The organism is Actinoplanes sp. NPDC051633 (assembly GCF_040681735.1).
Taxonomy (GTDB): Bacteria; Actinomycetota; Actinomycetes; order Mycobacteriales; family Micromonosporaceae; genus Actinoplanes.
The window spans coordinates 1-2,574 of record NZ_JBFAZH010001097.1 but is presented as its reverse complement, the minus strand read 5'-3'; the positions used below and the strand labels follow the sequence as shown (position 1 = coordinate 2,574).

Sequence of the window (2,574 nt, the reverse complement as noted above, 5' to 3'; positions counted from 1 at the left end):
GCCAGCCAGGTGAACCAGGCCGGCGAGCCCACGGCCAAGCCGGCCGCCCCGGATGTCGCGGTTCCCAGCAGCAGCCCGTCCGCCACAATGGGGATCTGCCGCATCCCGCCCGTCCAGGTCTGGCGCCCGAGTACCCAACGTACCCAACAACCCGGCGACGGTCGAGGGCCTCATGACGGCCATGCAGTGCTCAGAACGGCGGCCCAAGACACCGCCTCGGGAGGGCGACGACGACGCGCACGACATCGCCGCGCAAGCGTCGGCCGCATGGAAAGCTGGAGGCGACAACGCCGCTCACGGAAACGGCAGATCCGGTTCCGATCTGGACCTCGCAGGTCAGTCAGGCTTGCGGGCTAGCAGTACCTCGGTGTCGCCTGGCCAGTCCCAGAAAATCCCGTCGGCGGAACGGTTCGCCAGTAACGCCCGCACGTCTGCGGCGAAATCGTCAAGACGATCACCGAACAGGTGCGGCGCCGAAGAGGACAGGGACAGGTAGCCGGATAGCACGCTCTCGCTGTCTCTGATGAGGTCGGGAATGCCTGGGAGGAAGAACTGCTGCGGAACACCGAAGCGGGTCTGGGCCAGCACATCCTCGAAGCGATGTGTCCGCTGCGGGACGACGCGCTGACCTGCCCGCCGGGTAGATCCGAGGTATTTCCGCACCAGCGCCGTGATCTCCTCGTGCGGGATCGCAGGCAGGCCCGGGCCTGTCGGCCGGGTCCGTCCGGCCGCAGTGTGGACGACCAGCGCCAGCGCGCCCCCAGGCGTCAGCATGTCGTAGACGGCTTCGGCCACTGCCCGCTCGTCGGTCCACTGGAACGACTGGCCGAACGTGACCATCCGGAAGGGCCCTGGCGCGACCGCAGGTAATTCCTCGGCCAGACCTTGGACCCATCGGATGTTTCTGATGCTGTTCTCCTCGGCCGCGCGGCGCCCTTCGGCGAGCATGTCGGCATCAGGATCCAGTCCGACTGCCTGCTCGAACAGGTGAGCAAGGCGGAGCGTAAGAATGCCGGGGCCGCAGCCAACATCCAGGAGCCGGCCGTTGCCATCCAGATCCGCCTCCTGCGACAGGACGGATTCAAGTTCAGGTGAGTACGCGGGGCGGCCGCGGCGGTAGTGGGTCGCTGAGCCGAGGTAATTGGTGGGGTCATACGGCACTGCGCCAGTATCTCAGCCAGCGAGTGCACTCGTCTCGGCACGAGAATGCATAGGCCAATCATGCGTCCACGCAAGCCGGCCGCTCGACGACCGTCCGGGGTCCGCCCCCGGGCCGGGTTTCCGCCCTCGTCTGGTCACCGTTGTCATGCGTGGCCCATCTTGGATCATGAGTTCCACGGCCGTGCCTGGAGATCTTTGATTGAGTAGCCGTCGTCAGACGGTGAACCGCAGCTTTGAGGGTTCGCCGCGGGCTAGCCGGTCGGCGTGCTCGGTGACGTTCAGACAGTCGGCGAGGCTTGTTCCGGCGGTGAGTCGCTCGACGACCCGCGCCTCGGCGGTCATCACCTCGGCCGCGGCGGTGAGCTGGTCGACGGCCCGGCTGGGGTCGAGTACCACGATGCCGTCGTGGTCGGCGATCACGATGTCGCCGGGATGGACCGGCACGCCACCACAGCTGACCGTCTCCGCCGGGGCGGCCAGGCGTGTGGTCGTGCCGGCCCGGGGAGTCACGTGCCGGCTGTACACCGGTAGTCGGCACTGGGCTATGAAGCGCATGTCGCGGTATCCGCCGTCGACGATGATCCCGGCCAGTCCCTTGGCCAGCGCTACGCGGGCGAACAACTCGCCCGCCAACGCGGTCTCGCGTCCGCCGCCGTCGACCACCAGCACGTCCCCGGCGCTGCTCTGCTCGATCGCCTGGATGACGCCGAAGAAGTCGTCGCGGCAGCGCACCGTCAGCGCCGGCCCGCACAGCATCGGGTTGGCCGATCGGCAGCGCAGGGCCGGCGACATGACGCGAAGGTCAGCGACCGCATCGCACAGAGCAGTCGTATCGACCTCGGCGGCGAGTCGGCGGATGGTGGCCAGGTCTGCCGGTGGACGTTCGATCACGCCCGTGACGGTACGGCAGCACGCGGGTAGCGGGCACCGTCATGGGTGCCGGCAATCCGCTGGTTTGGCGACCGGCGCGGCCGCCGCGGGTGCAGTCGGGCATCCTCGCCCCCTTGGGGCCGGCTGCGCAGTTGGGCAAGGAATTACCGCGCCTCGTTCCATGCAGGGTGAGCGAGTCGTATACATACGCGCAGACCCCTCAGCATCGAGGTGCTCACCGGTGCCGGCCGGGTGGGTCGCCGCACCATGTGGCGGAACGGAACTCCCGATGCAATGCCCGATCACGTGGGAGGAAGAGGATGAGGATTCCGCGACGGTGCGGCCCGGCCGCGTTCGTCCTGATCGGATTATTGATGAGCGGCGCCACGATGCAGGGCGTCCCGGCCGGCAAGCAGGCGCAACTTCTGGCCGTGCCGTCCGGCGCCGAGGTGATCAAGGACCGCTACATCGTCGTGCTGAAGAACGGCGCCCGGACCGGCCTCGCCGACCGTACCCGCGCGCGCGGCGTGGACGTCCGCCGCG

Annotated in this window: 3 protein-coding genes; 1 reads left to right on the top strand and 2 read right to left on the bottom strand. The window is 68.4% G+C overall.

Annotated features, from left to right (window positions below):
• Positions 1-336: 336 nt before the first annotated feature.
• Both AB0M20_RS37435 and AB0M20_RS37430 read right to left on the bottom strand, forming a co-directional pair.
• Positions 337-1,161 carry a class I SAM-dependent methyltransferase gene (locus AB0M20_RS37435; RefSeq protein WP_364305525.1) on the bottom strand — a complete coding sequence of 275 codons (825 nt, stop codon included), beginning with the start codon at positions 1,159-1,161 and terminating at the stop codon, positions 337-339.
• 213 nt (positions 1,162-1,374) lie between these two features.
• Positions 1,375-2,052, bottom strand: a complete 678-nt coding sequence (locus tag AB0M20_RS37430; RefSeq protein ID WP_364305524.1) for an RraA family protein — start codon at positions 2,050-2,052, stop codon at positions 1,375-1,377.
• Between the two features lie 299 nt (positions 2,053-2,351).
• Here AB0M20_RS37430 and AB0M20_RS37425 point away from each other — a divergent pair.
• A partial coding sequence (locus AB0M20_RS37425) for a hypothetical protein (RefSeq protein WP_364305522.1) occupies positions 2,352-2,574 on the top strand: 223 nt, incomplete at its 3' end.